This window comes from Paraniabella ginsengisoli, from assembly GCF_022513635.1.
GTDB lineage: Bacteria > Bacteroidota > Bacteroidia > Chitinophagales > Chitinophagaceae > Niabella > Niabella ginsengisoli.
In genome coordinates, this window is sequence record NZ_JAKWBL010000001.1 from 1,183,231 (window position 1) to 1,199,593 (window position 16,363).

Sequence of the window (16,363 nt, forward strand, 5' to 3'; positions counted from 1 at the left end):
AACGATGAACCTTGTGTTGAAAGAGGATAAGAAAAAAGGATATTTTGGAAAGGTTGAAGCAGGCGGCGGGTTGAAAAATGATAATCAACCTGGCGATCAAAATAAGTTTAATAATGCAATTATGTTTAATGCATTTAAAGCTAAAAGAAAAATATCAGCATACGGCATAATGAGCAACACAGGTAAGCTTAATTTAGATTGGGATGATAGAAGCAAATTTGGTGGAGGGGATGACGTGCAGACAACAGATGATGGAAATATTTATTTTTCAGGAGGAGGCGATTACAATTCTAGCGATGGCATACCTACGAACTGGAATGGAGGTTTACATTATAGTAATAAATTTAACCAGGACAAGCAAAGTATTAATGCCGGTTACAGGGTGACGAAAATAAATGCGCCAACACAATCGCAAACCTATACTAGAAACTTTTTGCCGGATTCTACCTGGCTTAGTTACAACGATAATAATTCATATAGCTCAAATTTAAAACAAGGCGGTAACATTATTTTTGAAACCAAGCTTGATTCTATGAACACTTTAAAGTTGACAGCAAGTGGTAATAAGAATAATAATGAGTCGAGTTATAATTATTACAGCGAGAACAGGAATGTTGACAGCTCATTTATTAACGCAAATAACAGGCATGGAGAGAGGGCTGCAGATAATACCAATATTAATGCGAACCTTCTTTGGATGCATAAATTTAAAAAACTGTATCGTACTATTTCAATAAATGGCGGCTTTAATTATACTAAATCTGCTGGAAGTGATATGCTATATTCCAAGTTGGATTTTTTGAAAATGGAGTGATTGATAGTACGGCTATAATAGATCAAAATACATTGTCTGATAACTTATCGAATAACTACAATACACGAATTGCTTATACAGAGCCGTTGATGAAAGATGTTTATCTTGAATTGAGCTATGCCTTCGGACTTACTAATAACACCAACGATAGAAATGTGTATGCTAATAGCGGAACTGGCATATACGATAATCTTATTGACTCGTTAAGTAATAACTATGAACTTAATTTAATGAGTAATGCTCCGGGCGTCAATTTTAGATTTAATAAAAAGAAATTAAACTTCTCTGTAGGAACTTCTGCAGCATTTACTAGTTACGAGCAAATTGACCTGACAAGAGACATTACAAGAGATTATAGCTTTGTGAACCATAGTCCCAGGGCTAACTTGACTTACAAAATAAAACCCAGCGAGACATTGAATTTTTACTATAACGGATATGGCCGGGCTCCATCTTTAGATCAGTTACAACCAATACCCGTAAATACCGACCCGCTTAATATTTATGTTGGTAATCCTTCATTGAAACCTTCCTTTAATCATAGCTTTAATGTGTACTATAACATGTTTAAAATGTTGACGGAAAGGAATATTTGGGCGAACATCAGGTACAATTTCACACAGGATGCGTTCACACAATTCAGTGAGTTTAATGAAGGCGTTCGTCGATATTATACAGTAAATACTAATGGAGTTGCTAATTTCAGTTCGAACATTAACTACGGGTTTAAACTCAAAAGCATAGGTATGCGCTTAGGCGCTGGAGGCGGTTATAACTTTAATAGGAGTGTGGATTTTGTAAGTAATTTCAGTTCGAATGCCGGGCAAAGCCTAAAAAATATTAGCACAACAAATAGTTATAGTATTAGACTTAACATTTACAAAAGTGTGGATGATAAGTACGACTTTGGTCTGTTTCCTAATGTAAGCTACAATAACACGAAAGGTACTGTCAGCACTATCGCAAATGCTAAATACTGGAGTGGCGGCTTTAATATATGGGGGAATGTGCAGTTGCCATTAAAATTTGAGATCAGGATGGATGTTGATGGAAATTATACGCAAAAATTACCTGGATATCCATCTGGTAATAACTTTACTATCTGGAATGGGTTCCTTACAAAGAAGATTTATAAAAATCAGTTCGAAGCCAGGTTGTCTGTATATGATATCCTTAACCAAAATAGAGGTTATAATCGAAACTTTGATAGCTTTAGGTTTACTGAAAGTTATCGTACAACACTACAAAGATTTTGGCTGATTTCGTTTGTGTGGAATATTACGAAAAACGGCGCTGTTCCTACGCCTGCAAAATAGTGTATGAATATTTTTAGATCAATCATTTGTAGATTATGCTAATAACATCACAGTTGTAAAAATTAAAGAATGAAGCAAGTTTTATTAATAGTATTTACACTTTGCGCCGTAGTATTTGTGCAAGGTCAGAAATTCATAAGTGGCGGAGTTATTGAATTTGAAGTAAAGACTAATATACAGAAGTATCTTGGGTATCGCTGGGGTGTTGATCTTGATGAGGATGATTTTTTAAGAAGCTTATAGCTTCGCAGCCTCAGTTTACGGTTAATTATTATAAGTATAAATTCAATAATAATAAATCTACTTTTCAGTTTGATAGAAATGCTGATACAAAAAAAGTTTCTCCGTGGTTAAGTTTTGTAAACGAAGATGATTTTTGGTATAATGATTATGCTGATAAAAAATTTGTAAATCAGAAAGCAATAGACGATAATTATATTATTTCAGGTGATCTGAAAAATATACAGTGGAAGTTATATCCAAATGATAATACTATAATTGCTGGTTTTAATTGTAGAAGAGCCAGCACAGTTTTATATGATAGCGTATATGTATTTGCATATTATACTGACGAAATAACCATAAGCGGCGGCCCAATGAGCTTAAACGGATTGCCTGGGATGATTCTCGGCGTAACGATTCCTCGCCTATATACAAGTTGGATCGCTACCTCTGTTTCGCTTGATGAACAACCGATTAAGGAACCCACAAAAGGTAAAAAGAAAAATGAAGCAGAGCTGCTACAGATATTGACAGAGTTCGGTAAATCGCGTGCTAAAGAGTATAAAAATGCAACAAGATATATTAGCCCTATGATATGGCAAACCTTTCTATAGACCTATTTATATAGCAACCGCATATTATGCACGGTTTGTTGACGTACTAAAAATGCTTTGCCTTCCGCATATTGTTTTATCGAAGTTTCATCATAATGCCGAATGGTTAAAAGGGTTAAGCCTGGCGTAACCTGCACATTAAAGTTTTGAGCAGCTTCGGCAGCAAACTGATTGATCTTCTCTTCTTTATAATCGAAAGCGTAAATGATGTTGATAGCACCGTTTTGCGTAAGCGTTGGCGTAATAAATAGTTTTTCAAAAAGCTCGTAAAGCATTTCTGTATTATGTTCGCCAATAAAAGAAAAGTCTTTTGATTTTAACTCAATCATTACCTGATTTCTTTTAATTACGATAATTGGTGGTAGGTTTTTGACGACATTATTATGTATATGTGTTCCTGGTAAATCTGCATTCAGAAAGCATTTTACATACAATGGAATACTTTTGTTTTGCAGCGGCTTTATAGTTTTTGGATGAATAACTTGCGCACCGTAATAAGCCATTTCAATAACTTCGGTATAGTTAAGTTCTGCAATTGGCTTAGCATCTTCAATTTCTTTAGGATCGGCATTCATAACGCTTTCCACATCTTTCCATATGGTTTGGCTTTCAGCATCCAGCATATTCGAAAATACCGCAGCACTATAATCGCTTCCTTCACGCCCCAACGTTGTACTTTCATTTTCATCAGTGGCGCCAATAAAACCTTGTGTTAGTACTATGGAACCCGCTTCTAATATGGGCTTTATGACTTCGTCGACTTTTTTTGAGTAAAATCCCAGTCAATATTGGCGTCTCTGAAATTATCATCAGTCCTGATAATGTCACGTACATCGATCCATTCATTCGTAATATTTACTTCATTTAAATAATGGCTTACAATGGCGGTCGATAATAATTCACCTGCACAAACAATCTGATCATAATAATAATCATATTCCCTAACTGGGTTGTCATGTAATAACCATTCTACTTCGGTAAAAAAATCTTTTAGTTGTGCTTCGCAGGCAAGGTAATTGGTTACTAGTAAATATTTAGCTGTGGTTAAATGCTGCTGCTTTATCTGGTCAAAAAATTGTAGCGCCTCATCTTGCTTTTTCGCATAGAACGCCTCGGCCACTTTCTCCAGCGCATTGGTGGTTTTTCCCATTGCAGAAATAACAATCAACAATGGTTTGCCTTTATAAGATTGCAAAATATCAGCCACATTCTTGATACGCTCCACGCTATTAACCGACGCTCCACCAAATTTAAAAACCTTCACCATTTATATTTTTTGAATTGCAAATGTCGTGGTTTGGTTGAATGGAAAGTTAGAATGTTGAAAAGTTTATAAGTTGAAAGGCAATATTCCTGCTATACTAAGCGCCGTCTCTTTAGATTCTGTGCTGTAGCCTTCTTGCTCCAATATATTTTTTTGAATCAGCTGTAGAATATAGATCGTCGATCTTGTGTCACTCACTTTTACTGATGTGCAAATGGCATCCTATTTAAACGACAAATGTCCATTGCCGATTTAGTAATTATCAATATTTAAACTTTCAACTCCCCACATATCACAACTATATTGTAGTTTTATCGCATGGAAAATGTGATGATTTCTGTAAACGACCTGGTGAAGAATTATGGTAATTTTAATGCTGTAAAAGGCATTTCCTTTGAGGTGTATGAAAATGAAATCTTCGGATTGCTGGGCCCAAACGGAGCGGGCAAATCCACCACGCTGGAAATTATTGAAACGCTTCGCAAAAAAACCAGCGGAAAAATTGAAGTAGCCGGATACGATTTAGATAAAAAACCAAATACCATCAAAAGTCTTATTGGTGTTCAGTTACAGGCCAGCAGTTATTATCCCGGTTTAAATCTGTTGCAATTAATCGATCTGTTTGGCGGATTGTACAATCAGGATGTGGACGGAATGGAGTTGCTGCGTTCGGTAAATTTAGAGGAAAAGGCAAAAGCCAAATTTAAGGAATTGAGTGGTGGACAGAAGCAAAGGTTTTCTGTAGCAACAACACTTATTAACAAGCCCAAAGTTATTTTTTTGGATGAACCAACAACTGGCCTCGATCCGCAGGCCAGGCGTAATTTGTGGGAGTTGATAAAGGAAATTAAATCGCAGGGAACAACTGTTATTATTACAACACATTATATGGATGAAGCCGAATATCTATGCGACAGGATCGCGATTATCGATTCGGGCAAAATTGTAGCTTTAGACACGCCGGATAACTTGATTGATCATTTGGTGGCTTCTGGCTTTGAAAGGCCAAGGGAAGTAAAGAAAGCAAACCTGGAAGATGTTTTTATACAACTTACAGGAAAAACTTTACGGGATGACTAATCATTTTTGAATAATTATAATCAATAAAAAATATTAATATGGATTTGAATTTACAACACAAATTACGTTCAGCTATGAATGAAAAAATCGAAAAACAAAAACAATCAGGCCGCGATATTTTTGGAAGCCAATAAAAGTAAAGAAGGTGTAAAAGAGTTAGAAGGCGGCATACAGTATGAGGTAATAAAAGAGGGCACTGGTACTCAGCCCGTATTGGCTGATTCAATTACAGCGCATTATAAAGGTGCTTTATTAGATGGTAAAGAATTTGACAGCTCATTTAAAAGAAACCAACCATTTACTGCGCGCCTCACACAATTGATACAAGGTTGGCAAATAGCCATACCGTTGATGAAAGAGGGAAGCCATTGGAGACTTTGGATACCATCAGATCTGGCTTATGGCGACAGGGGAGCGGGTGGCGATATTCCGGGAGGTGCAACATTGTTGTTTGAAGTAGAATTGCTGAAAGTAAACCGTTAACAATGGAGATCGAAAACCAGTATCCGATTGGTAAACTGGAGTTGCAGGATTTTTCTTCGGCCGTTAAAGAAAGAGCATTGGGCGATATTCGTTTTCTGCCCAATGCGCTGGAAGCGGCTATTACCAACCTGGTGAAGCGCAATTGCACACACCTTATAGAGAAGGTGGTTGGACGGTACACCAGTTGGTGCATCATGTGGCGGATAGCCATATCAATGCTTACACAAGGTTTAAACTTTGTATGACAGAAAACCTACCAACTATAAAAACTTATGATGAAAACTTATGGGTGCAGTTAGATGATGTAAAAGCTTTGCCCGTAAATATGTCTATCACGTTGTTGTATGCTTTACACATGCGTTGGGATGAAGCAATAAAAAACTTAAAAGATGAGGATTGGCAACGTGCTGCATACCATCCCGAAATGAAGAAAGAACTTTCGCTTTGGTATTTTCTACAATCTTATGCATGGCATGGAAGGCATCATGTAGCGCAGATAAATGGTTTGCGGGAAAAGAGGAGATGGTGACGAAGTTGAGAATAGTTGATAAGTTGAAAGGTTGATAAGAAGACCCTTCGGCAAGTTCAGGATGACAGCATCGCAGCATTTGTCAGGTTGAGCTTGTCGAAACCCAGCATGGGAATTTGTTAACATTCGTTGGTTTCGTTTAAATAGGCTGAGCTATATTCTGCAGCACAAGCGAGCGTGGCAAGATCGAAGAGTTATATTCTTTAGCTGGCTCAATAAAAAATACTTATGATAGATTTAAAATGGAAGACATTAAAATCGGAGCAGTTATTTAACGATCTGTGGTTTAAGGTGCGCAAGGATACATGCGAAACGCCGCAGGGGAAAATTGTCGATCCTTACTATGTGTATGAATTTCCAACATGGGTTACATGCTTTGCTTTGACTGAAGATAATAAAGTGGTGATGGAAATGCAGTACAGGCACGCCATTGGCGAAACCTGCTGGGAAATTCCGGGGGGTGTGTGGACGATGAAGATGCCGATTTTGAAACCGCCATAAAGAGAGAGCTACTCGAAGAAACAGGATATGAATTTGAAAGCTTTGAATACCTTGGCAAAACCTGCGCCAACCCATCTACCAATAATAATTGGATGCACATGTTTTTAGCAAGGGGAGGTAAAAAAACATCAGATCAAAACCTTGATGCGAATGAAGAAATACATGTGGAGCTGATGGACCTGGAAGCATTTAAAGAAAAATTTAGAAATAATGAATTTATACAATCGATGCACGTAACCTGCATGTTATATGCGTTGATTAAGTTGGGAGAATTGAAGGTGTGAGAGAGATGACAGAGGATAGATGACAGCGCGTTCGTACATTATACATCGTACATTGCTATGCCTTATCGCAAACATTTAAATAAGGACAAAATTTTAAAAGCAGTTATCAAACAGCAGGAATCGCATACGCTGGAAGTTAGAAAAAATATGTGCCTGCATATTTGCGCTTCTATTATGAGTCAGCAATTAAGTACCAAAGTGGCTGCTGTGATTTATGCCAGATTTTTAAATCTTTTTAAATCCAAAAATCCTAAACCGGCTGTTATACTTGATGTTTCTCATGAACAGTTAAGAAGTATTGGTTTGTCTAACTCAAAAGCTGTTTACATAAAAAATGTCTGCCAGTTCTTTATCGAGCATAAACTAACAGATGCGAAGCTTTACAAATTGAGCAACGAGGAGCTGATTGAATTGCTAACGCAGATAAAAGGAGTGGGGAAGTGGACGGTGGAAATGATATTGATGTTTGCGCTTGGCCGGGAAGACGTGTTTTCTACCGGGGATTTCGGTATCCAAAAAGCAATGATTCAATTGTATCATATTCAATATACAAATCAAAAAGATTTGATCGAGCAGATGATTGCTATTTCTAACAAGTGGAGCCCTTATCGAAGCTATGCCTGTAAGCACTTATGGCGTTATTTGGACGTGCCGCTGATACCGGTATAAATTGCCACGAATGCACACCTCACCCCCGACCCTCTCCTAAAGGAGAGGGAGTTAGAAGTTCAAAATATTATGCCGGTGTAAATGATATTGCAACCGCAGCAGTCTGCAAACCCTTTGGCAATTGTATGGTGATCTTTCCATCTTTTGCAGACCACTTTAGCTTTTGCTTTGTTTGAAGCAATATCATTTTCGATCCTTTGGCCGGCATGTTGCCGCTCCATTCAATAGAGGTTGGCAACGCTTCGCCATCTTTTAAAGGAAGTAAGGCATACATGGTTTTTCCGTCTTTAGATTGAGTGAAGAAAGTGTTTCCGTCTTTATAAACTTCTGTAGTCCGTGTATTGTAAATCGCTTCGCCGTTAACGTCCATCCATTTTCCTACTTCTGCAAGCCGATCAATGATGGGTTGCTGCAACGTACCGTCGGCACTGGGCCCTACTCCAAGCAATAAGCTACCGCCTTTGGCAACAATTTCAATTAAGCTACCAATAACTCTCGACGCTGATTTAAATTTTTCGTTGGGTACATAACCCCAGGCACCGCCCAACGTCATGCAGCTTTCCCATGGATTGTCTATTTTATGATCTGGAATCCGTTGTTCCGGAGTCTGATAATTTTCATAAGCGCCATGAACCGTCCTGTCAACGATAAGTAGTCCAGGCTGGGCTTTGCGCGCCATTGTAGCAATTTTAGGCATATCAATATCCTGGCTCCACTCCGGGATTGGTGCTCCCCAGCTTAGCACTTCCGCGTTTACTGTTTCGCGCGGCCTTACCCAGCCGCCATCCAGCCAAAGTATATCCATGCTGCCGTAATCGTGCATCAGTTCGCTGATCTGATTGTAAGTATATTGTTTAAAAGCATTCCATCGCCACGGATATTTTCTGATGTCATAATTATTGTTTCGATTAGGAGTAGCATATACCGGCCACCAATAATTTGGGCTATGCCAATCGGGCTTTGAGAAATAGGCGCCAATCATCATGCCTTCTTTTCTGAAGGCGTCAAACACATATTTCGCCACATTGGCTTTGGGATTGTTTTTAAAAGGGCCATCTGTTATTTTAAAATCTGTTTCTTTAGTGTCGAACATACAAAAACCATCGTGATGTTTTGTAGTAAACACCAGGTATTTCATACCCGCTGTTTTAGCGGCTTTGGCCCACTGATCGGGATTGAAGTTTACCGGGTTGAAATCCTCTTTCAATCCCCAATACCATTTTTTATAATCGCCGTAGTAAGAATTGCTGTCGCGCGTTATCCAATCTTCTGAACATAAAGACCATGACTCGATCATACCTGGTACTGCGTAAAGCCCCCAATGTATAATCATCCCGAACTTCTGATCCTGCCATTTATCTAATTTTTGTTTAACCAGCGGATCTGTCGGTGCTTCATATTGAGTGGATGCGGGGTGGATACCTTGTTGCTGGGCGGAGGCGGTGATGCTCCATGCCATACAAATCAAAAAGAGATTTTTTTCATAATAATTTATTCGTGAGCTTACTGGATTAAGTAAATATAAATATTCTGAGGAGCTAAATTTACACGAACAGATATTAAAAAACCGCCCGGAGGCGGTTTTTTAAAAAGTTTATATATGTTACCTTCCCGTCCACCAAATCGGTGAAGTAAAATTGTTTTGAGATCTTACCGCGTTGTAATTCTCTCTATTGTTCAGTTCTTCACTTCCTGGGTAAATCATACGTTCCATAAAAACATAATTGGAGGGTGACTTTTTTACTCGGGTGCCTAATTCTTTATACAATCGCCTTGTGTCGGCCCATAGTTCATACGGCTTCATCATGTTAAAATGAACATACTTCTGATCATAAATTAAGGCCTTTTTGCCATCAGCATTGGCAGCAGTAAACTCGGTTGCTTTTGCAGCGAGGAAAATATCTATTGTTGCTTGCGAAGGCTTTGTTACTGAAGACGCTGGTATTTTACCTGCATAGTTGGAAGTATTTAAAGCATTTGCTTCATAGTATATATCTATTGAATGCTGTATGGCTTTTTTGTATTCATCAACTGCACTTATATTGATATCTGGCCAGCGTAATGCAGATTCGGCAAGAATCAGGCTGATTTCTGAGGATGTAATGATCTGGTATGGGAATTTGTAGTTTGTTTCGAACGTTGTTCTATTATAAAGCGATGGGAATGTAGCTGTCAAATCAGTATTGGTTATTTGTGACCGAATGGCGTCCACATCATTACCTTCTGTGGGCATTGGCGAATAATTACCATTTCTGTCGGGTTGAAACAGAACCTTTAATCTTGGATCTTCAGGCATACCGGTTGGTTTAAGAATTTTATACATATTTTCCGGCATCCACATTACACCTCTTTGTTCTACCATACTGCGAAATACTAAATATTCCAAAGCGCGGTCAGGTTGCCGATCAACATGTGTAATTGAACTTTCCCTATCCTTAGCATACTGTCCATCTGCAAGTAACTCTTGTATCGCTGCCTTTGCCGCGTCAGGTTGAGCCACGGATAACCGCATAGCCAGCCTCATGCGCAAGCTATTTGCAAAGGTCCTCCATGTAGTAACGTTTCCCCCGAACCAAACATCTTGTGTACGGAAGGCCTGATGAGCAACACTGGTGCTCAATTGATAGCCGCTTAAAGAGGTTGCCACTTCCTTTAAATCGGCCAGCATTCCTGTGTAAATTTCCTGCTGCGGATCAAATTTGGGAAAGAAATTTCCGTCGAAAGCCTGTAATGCATCTTTGTACGGCACGCTATTATATATATCTGCCAGATGATAGAAAAGATAATTTTTTATTATCCTACTTGACAGCATGAAGATTTGATAATCTTGTTTTTGATCTTCTGGTAATGCAGCGTACGCATCTTCCATGTAATGAATTACACGGAGCCGACCATACAGATTACTGTAAGGATTGGTTCCCCAACTTGGATCGGTGATGTCGCCGGCATTTGCAAAACCGCCAGAACCCAGACGAGGATTAAAGGCTGCAAAGGTATGATACATCTCACCATAATCGTATCTGAAAATTCCCAGCGTTTGCTGAAGTTGAGTTAGAAAGCCTTCTATATTAGGATCGGTAAATCCATCTGGGTTTAAAAATTCTGCATCTAATTTCTTTTTGCAGGAATTTAATCCGATGAGCATTGTTGCAGCAAAAAGCATCAAGGCCCAACACTTCATTTTTACATGTATATATTTCATGATGTATTTTTTAAAAACTTGCTCGTAATGAAATTCCATAACTTCTGGCAGTTGGCCATGCATTGTTTTCGTAAAATGCATTGGTTCCGTTAATCGCTTCTGCATCTACGTTTGGCATTGTTTTATGGATATAGAAAAGATTGTTAGCAAATAATGAAACTTGTAATTTACTAAAATGCATTTTTGAGGTAATGTTTTTTGGCAAGCTATATGCCAGCACTACATTTCTCATTTTAATGTAATCATTTTTATAGATTACATCTGGCTGTATATCCAGAAAGCTTCTCCAATAGTATGAATATTTATCGGCGGCAGTGACAATAATGTCATTTTTTACAAAACCACCGTTTCCATCGGATTTTACGCCATCTAAAATTACTCCGTCATGCATGATGAAAGTATATCTTGAATCCCCGGGAACAGGGCTGTCATGACTTGGTAATCCAATAAATGCGCCATCGCTTGCCCTAACATAATAGGGTAACCCTCCGCTCTGCTCATCACGTCCAGCTACCGTGTTTTTAGCTGAACCGTTACCTATCATATAAAGATTAGTTTGAGAAATCAATGTGCTTCCAAATTGCCAATCAATATTAAAGTTTAGGGATAGACTTTTATAGCTAAGGGTATTATTAAACCCACCACCTAAATCGGGTAATACCTTTCCTACGGTGATTGGTTTGGTTGCATCATTGGTATAGAAACCGTCACCACCCACTACTTTGTTACCATTCGGGTCTCTTGTAAAGTCATTAATAATTACTTCGCCCCAAGGACGCCCTTTTTTGGCTACTACAGCTGCTCCCTGAGCACCCCATAAATTCTGTTGTTCGATTCCAGGGGCTAATTCCTTAACAACAGGTTTATCCCGACTGGCGTTTAATGTCGTGATCCATTGAAAATTGGTCGTTTGTACTGGTGTTCCTGTCAACATCAATTCTAAACCACTATGCGTAATTTTTCCAGCATTTACTCTTACTGCATTTACACCGCTTGAAGGAGCAACGCTTAACGGTGTAATTTGATCATACCAGTTGCCATAGTAGTAGTTGAATTCGAAACCTAACCTGTTTTTGAAAAATTTAGACTCAACTCCCATTTCGAATTCTCTTCTCCTTTCCGGCGTCAGATTGCTGGCGGGCAAATCACCTGGAGGAGTGTAGAAAATAGTACCGCCATAATTGCCAATATCATAAATTGTTCCGCCGAAATAACGAGGACCAGGAAGTCCGAGGTCTGCAAGTGAGGTCCTGAGTTTGAGATAATTCACCCATTTTGGCAATTCAAGAGCATCTGACGCAATCCAGGAGATGCTTGCGCCGGGGTAAAAGTAGGAGTTGTTAGCCGGAGGTTGTATTGAAGACCAGTCATTACGTCCCTGAATTTCAAAAAATAACCAGTTCTTATAAGCAATCTGCGCAGAAGCCAATACTGCATATAGCCGGTCATTTCCCCTGTTTGATTCACTGAAAGGGTCATTTCTTGAATTTCTAAGAGAAAACCAATCCCTGGTTATAAAGCCTCCGTTTGTAAACCTCCTCATGTATTCGCTGGTGTTTCTTTGAAAAACAGTACCAGCATAAGTATAAAGTCCAAAATTTTCACCCAATTTTTTGTCTACAGTCAGAATGGCCTGGGCGTTGTAAGCAATATCAGTACTGGTAGACAACGAATACGATCCTCCGGCGGCAACGTTTAAAGGTTGGCGTACTTTTTCTTTAGTCTCGTTTTTATTGTCGATACGATCAAAACCACCAAGTATATCTAATGAAATACCGTCAGCAATTTTGGTGCTGATCGTCATTGAATTAATATAGTGTGTTCGATAGTTATCGTAGGAGTTTTGAGTTTGATTGAAGAAATAATTACCTGCTAATTCTTCCCTTGCAACCCGCCCAACTGGAAACCTGGTGGCCCGGTTATCTAGATACCACCAGAAATAATCGGTTTCAGGATCTAATATCTGTGTTTTAAGAAGGTTAACGTCTAATTGTCGGGGTTGTCCATAGGTAACAAATGCGTCCTGAATAGTTCGTGGTGAATTGTGGTTAAATTGAGTGCTAAACGTGCTTACAAATTTAAGGTTCACCCGATCTGTGATTTTCATACCACCATTGAAATTGAAATTGTCACTACGTATTTTGAAACCTTCAAAAACACCTTTGTAATCTCCATGTGTATAAGAGAATCTGTAATTGCCAATATCTCCGCCTCCCTGAATAGCAATGTTGGCTGTACTTGTATGACCGTTTCTATAAAGGTCCTTTATATTGTTAGGTTGCGCTACATATGGGCGCATTACACTATCATACCAAAGTATCATTCTACCGTCAAGCCTTGGTCCAAAATTATAAGGTTGGCTTGGGTAATAGGCTTCCTGGCCGTTACGCAAATAAAAACCGTCCTCGTTTTGGAAACCCGGATTGTTCCATGCGGCCGGGAATCCCGGCCAAACTCATTTTGAAATTCCTGCTGTACCCAAACTTCATCCACTGAGCTGCTAATATTAAGATCAACGCCTAGACCCGGTTTTTTGGTTCCGCTCTTTGTTGTTATTAGTATGACACCCGAACCTCCTTTTGCACCGTACATCACTGAGGCTTTAGCTCCCTTCAAAACCTCAAACGATTCAATATTATCAATATTTAGATCATTAAGTCCATTGCCGGTACTTCTATCAAGGTTATCGATATTTCCATCAAGCATCGGTATACCATCAATAACAATCAAAGGTCTTGTATTAGTACCTTGTTGCAGGGCGACAGCGTTTCTAATCTTGATATTAATTCCTCCAGCCGGACCCATTGCCGTAGTGTTTACTTGTAAGCCAGGTACCTGACCGTACAAAGCTGTAAAGGTGTTAATCGGGGAACCAATATTTTCGAGCTTGTCCGTACTTATTTTTGTAACTGCATAGCCCAACGATTTTTGCTGGCGCTTTATTCCTAACGCAGTCACAACCACGCCCTCCATCTGATTTTCACCTTTCAGAAGTGTGATGGACAAAGTTGCGGATTCGCCAACAGTTAAGGACTGTGTAATATAACCTACAAAAGTAAATTCTATTACAGCATCATTGCTGGTCACTGAGACAGAGAAATTTCCTTTTTCATCAGTTATGCCTCCGGTCGATGTGCCTTTAACAATATAAGACACTCCGCTTAGCGGAACTCCCTGATCATCTGTAACTGCGCCGGTAACCGTTCTTTGCTGAGCCCAGGAGAGAAAAGAGGCGCAACTCATAAGCAAAGCAAGCAGCATTTTTTGCATTGTTTTCTTCATACTTGTTGTTTTTGATTTTGAAATAAAAATGGAATTGTATAGAGGTGGTAATTATTTTGGTTCAGTTAAAAAATAGCAGTACACGACAATATGCTTTACTAAAAGCTGTTACTTTTTCTTCTTATTAATACATCTCTGTACACTTCAATTATGGAATAATTGAACTTTTACACAGTTTTGGGCCTGTACCAATCGTATCGTTTTTAATGGCGTACAGGCTTTGGTTTAAATGTTAAGTAAATGTAAACATCTTAAATCAAAAAATAAAATACTTTTTAAATTTTTTTATAACTTTTGTTAAGTGGTTTAGCGTGCTGATGAAAGGTTAAAAATAGATGTATAAAAAAACCGCCCGGAGGCGGCTTTTTTAGAGAACACATATTTCTTAATCAGTTTCCTTGACCAAAAACTGGTGCATTTTTATCGTACCATATCCGTTGTGTACTTAACGTTGGCAAGTCTTGTGCATTCGGGGTGAAACCCTGTTCCTGCATGGCAGCAGTCCAATTTACTCTATTTAATTCGCCGGGGTCGATTGTCCAAAACCTTCGGGGTATAGGTTCATTGAATGGCTCACGGGCGTAGTACGTGGATGTGTTTTTGGATATCCCGTACGGCGACAAAACACAAAAGCCTCATTTGCGTTTCTATAAAAATTTAAATATTGCTGAATGTAAATTCTTTCAAGGTTGTTTACACCGTTGAATTTTACATTTACATTGTTTTGATATGCAGTTATCAACGCATTGCCCGCATCATTGCTGGTATAGGCGGTAGTCGACTCGGCCGAGACGGCAATGGCATTCATTGTTTTAATAGACGAAGCTATTCCCTTATTATACCAATCTTCGGCAGTGCCACTGGTGTTTGCACTTCCTGCATATCCTTTCTGTATAAACTCGGCGATTAAAAAGCATACTTCTGCGGCCGAAAAAATTACTTCTTTGTACTGCGCTGTGGATGTAGGCGTTTGGTAGCGCGGCGAGAAAAATTTTCTATTGATTGGAGAAATTAAGAAGTATCTGCTTACAGAGTTTCCGGCATTAGTATTTCCTACAAGAAAAGGGTTCTTGATATAAGCCGCCACAGCGGAGTTAGTAGTAAAATCCGCGGGACCTCCTTGATAGTTAATTAAAGGATCGTTAGGATTAATAAATGCAGGAAGTGCGGTATTATATTTTGTAAGCGTATCGCGATAATTTCCTGCTAACCCGTTTTTTTCAAAATATATGAGTAAACGAGGATCGTTGGTGCGTTTTAGAAAATTGATGATTGACGTAGTTCCGTATCTTGTGCTTCGGTAGTTAATATCATCACCTGCGCCTATATAATCATTGTTTTGATAAGATAATTGCTCGTCGTCCGTTGTGATAGCACCGGCCGCGCTTTGCATTATCTCCTGAAATATTGCTTTAGTTTTATTTACATCCTGATTTTCCAAACGGGCGGCTATACGGAGTTTTAGCGAATTAGCAAGTTTTGCCCATTTTATCCAGTCATTAGCATACATTACATCTCCCGACCCGTAAGTATTTTGATCGGGTAGAGTGGTATTAGTCAAAATGGCAATTGCATTATTAAGTTCCTGTAACCAGGTATTAAACAAATCTTCCTGCTTATCATAAGTAGGATTAAAATTTTGTTCGTACCTCCCAAGGTTGGCATCTTTGTAAACAATCGAACCGTTCATATCAGTTACTTTTATACCATGTAATATTTGCAACACATAAGTTATAGCAGCCATTTTCTGATAACTGTCCTTATCTGTTTTCATATCTATCTGCCTCCTGATTTCAAAAAGATTAGGCAATATTTGCTGATAATAAGTTAAATAACGGCTGTTTACGTTGGATGTTATTTCGTACGGGTCTGTCGATATGTGTTGAGTGAAACGAAGTAACTGCTCAAATCCCTCCCATACCCATTCAGTTTTCTGATAAGTAACAATTTTGTCTTGGGTATAAGGAAGTAGTAAGTTTAAATCAGGTGTTGTAACTACTTGTGGATTTGTATTTATTTCCCCAAAATTTCTTTTACAACTACTGCAACACAGGCAGATACTTGCAATGATTATTGTAGAAGAGTAGATATATTTCATTATAA

The 16,363-nt window shown here is 38.7% G+C and carries 18 protein-coding genes; 11 read left to right on the plus strand and 7 right to left on the minus strand.

Features of this window, described 5'->3' with window-relative positions:
- Nucleotides 1–4: 4 nt before the first annotated feature.
- The 4 genes from MKP09_RS06615 (at nt 5) to MKP09_RS06630 (ending at nt 2,966) form a co-directional block, all read left to right on the plus strand.
- Nucleotides 5–814, plus strand: coding sequence for a hypothetical protein (locus tag MKP09_RS06615; protein ID WP_240826981.1), 810 nt, complete (start codon nt 5–7; stop codon nt 812–814).
- Nucleotides 811–2,130 (plus strand): outer membrane beta-barrel protein, encoded by a 1,320-nt coding sequence (locus MKP09_RS06620; protein WP_240826982.1) that lies wholly within the window; start codon nt 811–813, stop codon nt 2,128–2,130. The genes MKP09_RS06615 and MKP09_RS06620 overlap by 4 nt, the downstream gene beginning before the upstream one ends.
- 69 nt (nt 2,131–2,199) lie before the next feature.
- Nucleotides 2,200–2,373: a hypothetical protein gene (locus tag MKP09_RS06625; RefSeq protein ID WP_240826983.1), complete on the plus strand. Its 174-nt coding sequence runs from the start codon at nt 2,200–2,202 to the stop codon at nt 2,371–2,373.
- On the plus strand, nt 2,370–2,966 hold the full coding sequence (locus MKP09_RS06630; protein ID WP_240829329.1) for a GLPGLI family protein: 597 nt from the start codon (nt 2,370–2,372) through the stop codon (nt 2,964–2,966). The genes MKP09_RS06625 and MKP09_RS06630 overlap by 4 nt, the downstream gene beginning before the upstream one ends.
- 2 nt (nt 2,967–2,968) lie before the next feature.
- Here MKP09_RS06630 and MKP09_RS25545 read toward each other — a convergent pair whose 3' ends face one another.
- Together MKP09_RS25545 and MKP09_RS25550 are read right to left on the minus strand one after the other, a co-directional pair.
- A complete protein-coding gene (locus tag MKP09_RS25545) occupies nt 2,969–3,748 on the minus strand; it encodes an amino acid kinase family protein (RefSeq protein WP_262915269.1) in 780 nt (259 codons plus the stop codon).
- The gene (locus MKP09_RS25550) at nt 3,712–4,233 is read right to left on the minus strand and encodes an amino acid kinase family protein (protein ID WP_262915136.1); all 522 of its coding nucleotides are present in this window, start codon (nt 4,231–4,233) and stop codon (nt 3,712–3,714) included. The genes MKP09_RS25545 and MKP09_RS25550 overlap by 37 nt, the downstream gene beginning before the upstream one ends.
- 327 nt (nt 4,234–4,560) lie before the next feature.
- Between MKP09_RS25550 and MKP09_RS06640 the strand changes: the two genes are divergently transcribed.
- The 7 genes from MKP09_RS06640 to MKP09_RS06670 all read left to right on the plus strand — a co-directional run bounded on the left by MKP09_RS06640 (nt 4,561) and on the right by MKP09_RS06670 (nt 7,776).
- Entirely contained in the window at nt 4,561–5,310 is a 750-nt protein-coding gene (locus MKP09_RS06640; protein ID WP_240826984.1) for an ABC transporter ATP-binding protein, read from the plus strand.
- Nucleotides 5,311–5,388: 78 nt separating this feature from the next.
- The gene (gene bamJ / locus MKP09_RS06645; RefSeq protein WP_240826985.1) at nt 5,389–5,793 is read left to right on the plus strand and encodes a BamJ family beta-barrel-assembly machinery protein; all 405 of its coding nucleotides are present in this window, start codon (nt 5,389–5,391) and stop codon (nt 5,791–5,793) included.
- A gap of 2 nt (nt 5,794–5,795) precedes the next feature.
- Nucleotides 5,796–6,038, plus strand: a complete 243-nt coding sequence (locus MKP09_RS06650) for a DinB family protein (protein WP_240826986.1) — start codon at nt 5,796–5,798, stop codon at nt 6,036–6,038.
- The gene (locus MKP09_RS06655) at nt 5,981–6,322 is read left to right on the plus strand and encodes a DinB family protein (protein ID WP_240829337.1); all 342 of its coding nucleotides are present in this window, start codon (nt 5,981–5,983) and stop codon (nt 6,320–6,322) included. The genes MKP09_RS06650 and MKP09_RS06655 overlap by 58 nt, the downstream gene beginning before the upstream one ends.
- Nucleotides 6,323–6,550: 228 nt before the next feature.
- The gene (locus tag MKP09_RS06660) at nt 6,551–6,823 is read left to right on the plus strand and encodes an NUDIX hydrolase (RefSeq protein ID WP_240826987.1); all 273 of its coding nucleotides are present in this window, start codon (nt 6,551–6,553) and stop codon (nt 6,821–6,823) included.
- Complete coding sequence (locus tag MKP09_RS06665; RefSeq protein WP_240826988.1) at nt 6,787–7,107, plus strand: NUDIX hydrolase; 321 nt, start codon at nt 6,787–6,789, stop codon at nt 7,105–7,107. The genes MKP09_RS06660 and MKP09_RS06665 overlap by 37 nt, the downstream gene beginning before the upstream one ends.
- A 57-nt stretch (nt 7,108–7,164) precedes the next feature.
- On the plus strand, nt 7,165–7,776 hold the full coding sequence (locus MKP09_RS06670) for a DNA-3-methyladenine glycosylase family protein (RefSeq protein ID WP_240826989.1): 612 nt from the start codon (nt 7,165–7,167) through the stop codon (nt 7,774–7,776).
- A 67-nt stretch (nt 7,777–7,843) separates the two neighbouring features.
- Here the strand turns inward: MKP09_RS06670 and MKP09_RS06675 are convergent, their stop codons facing one another.
- The 5 genes from MKP09_RS06675 to MKP09_RS06695 all read right to left on the minus strand — a co-directional run bounded on the left by MKP09_RS06675 (nt 7,844) and on the right by MKP09_RS06695 (nt 16,358).
- On the minus strand, nt 7,844–9,235 hold the full coding sequence (locus MKP09_RS06675; protein ID WP_240826990.1) for an alpha-L-fucosidase: 1,392 nt from the start codon (nt 9,233–9,235) through the stop codon (nt 7,844–7,846).
- Nucleotides 9,236–9,379: 144 nt separating this feature from the next.
- Entirely contained in the window at nt 9,380–10,978 is a 1,599-nt protein-coding gene (locus tag MKP09_RS06680) for a SusD/RagB family nutrient-binding outer membrane lipoprotein (protein WP_240826991.1), read from the minus strand.
- A gap of 10 nt (nt 10,979–10,988) precedes the next feature.
- Nucleotides 10,989–13,370, minus strand: a complete 2,382-nt coding sequence (locus tag MKP09_RS06685) for a SusC/RagA family TonB-linked outer membrane protein (protein ID WP_240826992.1) — start codon at nt 13,368–13,370, stop codon at nt 10,989–10,991.
- Nucleotides 13,298–14,260, minus strand: coding sequence for a TonB-dependent receptor plug domain-containing protein (locus tag MKP09_RS06690; protein WP_240826993.1), 963 nt, complete (start codon nt 14,258–14,260; stop codon nt 13,298–13,300). Before MKP09_RS06690 ends, MKP09_RS06685 begins: the two co-directional genes overlap by 73 nt.
- Nucleotides 14,261–14,777: 517 nt before the next feature.
- On the minus strand, nt 14,778–16,358 hold the full coding sequence (locus MKP09_RS06695; RefSeq protein WP_240826994.1) for a SusD/RagB family nutrient-binding outer membrane lipoprotein: 1,581 nt from the start codon (nt 16,356–16,358) through the stop codon (nt 14,778–14,780).
- Between the last annotated feature and the right edge of the window lie 5 nt (nt 16,359–16,363).